Here is a 6,069-nt window from a genome sequence, read left to right on the forward strand (position 1 = left end):
ACCTCACGGAGCAGGACGCCGCCACCGGGTACCGCGGCACCACGGCGTGCCGGGTCGCGGGGATCACCTACCGCCAGCTCGACTACTGGGCCCGCACCGGGCTCGTGGAGCCGTCCATCCGGCCCGCGACCGGCTCCGGGACCCACCGCCTGTACAGCTTCCGCGACATCCTCGTGCTCAAGGTGGTCAAGCGTCTCCTCGACACCGGGGTCTCGCTGCACCAGATCCGCAGCGCCGTCACACACCTGCGCGAGCGCGGCGTGGAGGACCTGGCGCAGATCACGCTCATGAGCGACGGCGCGTCCGTCTACGAGTGCACGTCGCCCGACGAGGTCGTGGACCTCGTCCAGGGCGGCCAGGGCGTGTTCGGCATCGCCGTCGGCCGCGTGTGGCGCGACATCGAGGGCACCCTGTCCGAGATGCCGACCGAGTCCCTCGAGGACGAGGAGCCCGCCGCGCACGAGGGCGACGAGCTCGCCGCCCGGCGCCGCGCCCGCACCGCGGGCTGACAGCGTGCGGTAGCGCCCCTCAGAGGAATCAGAGGAGGGGGCGCAGCGGTGACATGAGCCGCTCGGCGACCTTCGAGAGCGGGTGCCGGCGCTGCCACTCGGCGAGGGTCAGCTCGCGCGAGTTCGACTGGTCCATGCGGAACGCGTCCTCGAGCTGCCCGGCGAGACCGTCGTCCACGACCTCGAGGTTGATCTCGTAGTTTCCCGTGAGGCTCAGCCGGTCGATGTTCGCGGTGCCGACCGTGGTCCAGCGCCCGTCGATGGTCGCGGTCTTCGCGTGGATCATCGCCCCCTGGTAGAGGAGGATCCGCACGCCGCCGCGCAGCAGCGTCGAGTAGTGGCCCCGGGCGAGCCAGTCGGCCACCACGTGGTTCGACCGTTCCGGCACGAGCACGCGCACGTCGACGCCGCGCGCCGCGGCCGCGAGCAGCCCCGCCTGGATGTCCTCGTCGGGGATGAAGTACGCCTGGGTGATGTACACGTGCGAGCAGGCGCGGTCGATCGCGTCGAGGTAGATGCCCCGGATGGGGAAGACCAGCTCCGAGGGCGCGTTGCGCGCCGCCCGCAGCTCGGGCAGCCACAGCGAGGATCCGACGTCCTGCAGGACCGGCAGGCGCGGCCCGCGCCACCGGTTCCAGAAGTCGACGAACGCGTTCCGCAGCTCCCACGCCGACGGGCCCGTGAGGCGCAGGTGCGTGTCGCGCCACTGCGTCGCGTAGAGGGAGCCGATGTTGTACCCGCCGACGAACGCGGTCTCGTCGTCGACGACGAGGATCTTGCGGTGGTCGCGGCCCGAGCGCCGCACGTCGAGCATCAGCAGCCCGGGCCGCATCGCGGGGAAGCGGAGCACGTGCACGCCGGGCAGGTCGTAGAAGCGCCGGGAGATCACGAGGTTCGCGAAGCCGTCGTAGACGACGTAGACCGCGACGCCGCGGGCGGCCGCCTCCACGAGCGCCTGCTTGAACCGGCGGCCGACCTCGTCGTCCTTCCAGATGTACGTCTCCAGGAAGATCTCCCGCTGCGCGCCCCGGATCGCCTCGAGCATCGCGTCGTAGAGGTCCGCCCCGTACGTGTAGAGCGTCGCGCTGGTGCCCTCGATCTCGGTCGACGACGGCGGGGCCGTGGGGAACGGCTCGTCGAGCGGGTACTGGTGGCGGCGGAACCGCTCGAGCCCCATCACCGTGGCCGCGGCCGCCACCGGGACCGCCGCGGCGAGCATCGCGCCGCGGGTCGCGTACCGGCGCAGGGCGGGCCAGTCGATCTGGACGCGGACGGGCCTACGGAGGCGGGGGAAGCGAGGCGGCACGAGGCTCACCGTAGTCACGGGGCGTCGGCGCCGCGCGCCGAACTGTCGGGTACGTCGGTGATGTCACCCGCCGCCGGGTCTGTCGGGGCCTCCGCCGCGGTCGACACGGGTGCGGCGAGGCCGGCGGAGAGCGGGTGCGACCGGATGGCCGCGGCGAGCTCGCCCTCGATCCGGTCGAGGTACACGCCGGTGGTGGCGATGGACCGGTGCCCGAGCAGCTCCGCGACGACCTTGACGTCCCAGCCCTCGGCCACCAGGAGCGTGGCGGTGGTGTGCCGCAACGCGTGGGGCGTCGCCGGACGGCGGTAGGGGGCGGGCATCCGCTCGACGGCGCGCGCGAGCAGGGCCCGCACCGTCTGCGTGTCCACGCGACGGCCGCGCCAGGTCAGCAGCAGGGCGCGCTGCGCGTCCGGGTCGTCGGCCCGCCGGGTCGCGAGCCGGGGCCGCAGCTCGTGCAGGTACTCCTCGAGCGCCGCGGCCAGGGGCGCGGAGAGCGCGACGGTCCGGATCGACCCGCCCTTGCCGATGATCCGCCACCGCGTCTCCTCGGGCTCGCGCGTGAAGTCCGCGACGTCCGCGCGGGCCAGCTCCGACACCCGCGGGCCGAGCACGAGGAGCAGCGCGACGACCAGGCGGTCGCGCAGCGCCAGCGCCTGGTCCGACCGCGCGGCGCGCGTCCGGGTCCCTGCCGCGGTGACGGGCCGGTCGGGCACCGCCGACGCCTGCAGCAGGGCGCCCGCCGCCGACGCCGACAGCGCCGTCCGTTCCACCCGCAGGCGGTCGCGGGAGCGGGCGGGCGGCGCCGCCCACTGCATCGGGTCCGCCTGGACCCAGCACTGCCGGGCGGCGTGCGTGAAGAAGCGGCTCACCGACTGCCGGAACCGGTTGACCGTGGCGACCGAACGCCCGGGGGCGCCCTTGCGCCCTGGGTCGCTGTACCGGCCGTCCGGGCTGGCCTGGTAGCGCACGAGCGCGTCGTCGACGTCCTCGCCGGTCACGTCGTCGAGCACGCGGTCGTCGCCGACCAGGGTGGCGAACTCGCGCACGTCCCGCTCGTAGCTGCGCGCCGTGGCGGGGGAGAGGACCCCGCGCACGCTCTCCACCTGCACCGACGCGAGATAACGGTCGGCGGCCGCGGCCACCGTGAGGCGGTTCAGACGGGGAGGGGCGACCACGGGACCAGGCTAGGCGGGCGCACCGACACGACCGTCAGGCGGCGGCCGCCGCGAGCGCCCGCACGGCGCCGAGCAGGGCCGCGAGCGCCGAGGGGTCGTCGGGCAGGACGTCGCCGCGCCAGGCGACGTGCTGGTCCTGGCGCGCGATGACGTACCGGGTGGCGTAGGAGGCGGGCACGAGGTCGTCGGGGACGACCACCGGCTCGATCGGCAGCCCGGCGGACCGGGCGGCGGTCACCCAGTCCTCCCACCTGGCGTCGGGCTGACCGGAGCGCCCGGCCACGACGAGGGTGTACCACGGGCCCAGCCGGTCGTAGAGGGAGACCCCGTCGCCCAGCCAGACGTGCGGCAGCCGGGCGCCGGGGACGGTCGACGGGGTGTACGTGCCCATCGTGTAGTCGGGTGCGTCCCCGTCGTGCGCGATGATCGGCGACCCGGTGTAGGAGTACCCGAAGTTCAGGCCGGCGGCGGCGAACTGCTGCACGTTGAGGCGGTAGGCCAGGTCGCCGAGCTCCCGGCGCGCGGCCTCGCCCGCGGCGTCGGCCGACTCGAGGTGGTCCGGGAGGTCGGTGGCGCCGATCTTGCGCAGGTGCCCCATGGCGAGGCGTGACACCTGGTCGGTGATCGGCTGCCGTTCCGCGGCGTAGGCGTCGAGGACGGACACGTCGGCCCACCCGGTCACGACGGCGCCGAGGAGCCACGCCAGGTTGAGCCCGTCGGCGATCCCGGCGTTCATGCCGTACCCGCCGTAGGGGACCCACAGGTGCGCGGCGTCCCCGGCGAGGAACACGCGACGGTCGCGGAAGGCGTCCGCGACGAGGCGGCGGGCGACCCAGTCCTCCTCGGAGAGCACCTCGTACTCGACGTCGTCGGCCACCCCGAGGATGTCGCGGACGGCGCGGTCGCGATCGACGGAGCCGTCCGCGGCCTCCTCGGGGGTCAGGTAGGTGTGCACGAGGACGACGTCCCGTCCGTCGATCGCGTAGACGTGCCCCTGCCGCCGGGGGTTGAAGACGTACACCCCCCACGCGGGGTCTGCGTCGACCCGGTCCGCCAGCCCGGGGACACGGACGCAGGTCGACTGGACGTGCTGGAGCACGGGGTCCCCGTGCAGGCGGGCACCGATGCTCTTGCGCACGAGCGACCGGCCGCCGTCGGCACCGACGAGGTAGCGCGCGCGCACGGTGACCTCGGCGTCGTCCCCGGCGCCCCGGAGCGTGGCCGTCACGCCCTCGTCGTCCTGGACGACCGCGGTGCACCGGGTGTCGTTGCGCAGGTCCACGTGGGGCAGCGCCGCCACGTGACGCTCCAGGATCGGCTCCAGGTAGCGCTGGTTCACGCGGTGCGGGGGCTCCGGCGTCTCCCACGTCGTGTCGGGGCCCGTCCCGTCGCCGCGGCGGCGTGCGGCCGCCGACGGGATCGGGATCCGGCCGAACTCGATCCCTGTCGCGCTGGTGCGGAACGCCACGTCCTGGGGGTGGTCGGCGGGAAGGCCCGCGTCCCGGACGGCGTCGGCGAGCCCGAGACGGCGGAACGCCTCCATCGTGCGGGCCGAGACGTGGTTGCACTTCACGTTCGGCGGCTCCAGGAAGGGGCGGTCCTCGACGACGACCGTGGTGACGCCGCGGGCGTCGAGGTCGGCGGCGACCAGCAGGCCGACGGGCCCGCCGCCGACCACGACCACGTCGGCGTCGTACGGCACGTGCAGCTCGGGGGAGCGGGTCATCCTCGTCCTCACTTTCCGGCGACGGGGCCGGTCGTCGGGTCTGTGGTCGCGTCGATCGCCGACAGGTCGCGCTTGCTTCCTTCAGGGGCGAGCAGCAGGGCGGCGGCGCAGACGGCCAGCACCGCGATCCAGACGCCCGCCAGCAGCGGGAGCCCACCGGCGGACGACGCGAGCGCCCCGGCGACGATCGGGGTGAAGCCGGCGCCGATCGCGGACGCGCCCTGGAACGCCAGGGACGACCCGGTGAAGCGCACCGACGTCGGGAACAGCTCGGCCAGGAACGCCGCGAGCGGGCCGAGGATGACGCCCTGGATCGCCTGGCCGCCCACGACGGCGACCGCAAAGCTGACGTTGTCACCCGTCGCGACCAGCATCACGAGCGGGTACGCGAACAGCGCCGCGGCGACGATGCCGACCGCGATCACGGGTCGCCTCCCGAACCGGTCGCTGAGGCGCGCCGAGAGGATCGTGCAGACGAAGAGCGCCACCGCGGACAGCACCTTGGCGTTGAGGGCGAAGGTCTGGTCGGCCCCGTGCGCCGTGGCGTAGCTCAGCCCCCAGACGCTGGCCATCCCCGAGATCGTCAGCTGCGACATCGCGACGAGCGTGCCCAGGACCAGCACCCACGGCGACCGCGTCAGCACCTGCACCAGCGGCACCCGACGGTCCTCCGCCTCCTGGTCGAAGCGGAGGAACAGCGGGCTCTCCACCACCTTGAGGCGCACGAACAGGCCGACGAGCACGAGGACGATGCTCAGCAGGAAGGGCACGCGCCACCCCCACGCGAGGAACTGGTTCTCGGGCAGGAGGGTGAACAGGCCGAGCATCCCCGCCGAGAGGATCGACCCCGCGGGCGCGCCGAGGTTCGCGAACGAGGCCGCGAACCCCCGCTTGCCGCCCGGCGCGTGCTCGAGGGCGATGAGCATCGCCCCGCCCCACTCGCCACCCACCGCGAAGCCCTGTACCAGGCGCAGCGCCACGAGCAGGAGCGGCGCCGCGACGCCGACCTGCGCGTACCCGGGGAGCACCCCGATGAGAGCGGTCGCGGTGCCCATCATGAGCATCGTCGTGACCAGGACTCCCTTGCGGCCGATACGGTCGCCGAAGTGGCCGAAGACGATCCCCCCGAGCGGCCGCGCGACGTAGCCCGCGGCCAGCGTCCCGAACGACGCGACGGTCGCCAGGGCCGGGTCCAGGCCGGCGAAGAACACCTTGCTGAAGACGATCGCCGACGCGCTCGCGTAGAGCATGAAGTCGTAGAACTCGATCGCGCTCCCGAGGAAGCTCGACGCGAGGATGCGTCGCATCTGCGGGGTGCGGAGCGACTCGCTCGGGACGACGGGCCCCGTGGGC

General features: G+C 74.0%; 5 protein-coding genes. 1 reads left to right on the top strand and 4 read right to left on the bottom strand.

From position 1 onward, the window contains the following. Positions 1 to 509: MerR family transcriptional regulator (locus ACFWEK_RS17690; RefSeq protein ID WP_430554875.1), on the top strand; the 509-nt coding region annotated here is incomplete at its 5' end. A gap of 28 nt (positions 510 to 537) precedes the next feature. Here the strand turns inward: ACFWEK_RS17690 and ACFWEK_RS17695 are convergent. The 4 genes from ACFWEK_RS17695 to ACFWEK_RS17710 form a co-directional block, all read right to left on the bottom strand. Continuing rightward, positions 538 to 1,815, bottom strand: a complete 1,278-nt coding sequence (locus tag ACFWEK_RS17695; protein ID WP_430554876.1) for a phosphatidylserine/phosphatidylglycerophosphate/cardiolipin synthase family protein — start codon at positions 1,813 to 1,815, stop codon at positions 538 to 540. Between the two features lie 14 nt (positions 1,816 to 1,829). Beyond that, positions 1,830 to 2,990: a tyrosine-type recombinase/integrase gene (locus tag ACFWEK_RS17700; protein ID WP_430554877.1), complete on the bottom strand. Its 1,161-nt coding sequence runs from the start codon at positions 2,988 to 2,990 to the stop codon at positions 1,830 to 1,832. A 34-nt stretch (positions 2,991 to 3,024) separates the two neighbouring features. Then, complete coding sequence (locus tag ACFWEK_RS17705; RefSeq protein ID WP_430554878.1) at positions 3,025 to 4,716, bottom strand: FAD-dependent monooxygenase; 1,692 nt, start codon at positions 4,714 to 4,716, stop codon at positions 3,025 to 3,027. A gap of 8 nt (positions 4,717 to 4,724) precedes the next feature. Further along, the coding region (locus ACFWEK_RS17710; protein WP_430554879.1) for an MFS transporter at positions 4,725 to 6,069 on the bottom strand (1,345 nt) is incomplete at its 5' end.

The sequence above is a fragment of the Isoptericola sp. NPDC060257 genome (assembly GCF_042726645.1).
Classification (GTDB): Bacteria; Actinomycetota; Actinomycetes; order Actinomycetales; family Cellulomonadaceae; genus Isoptericola; species Isoptericola nanjingensis.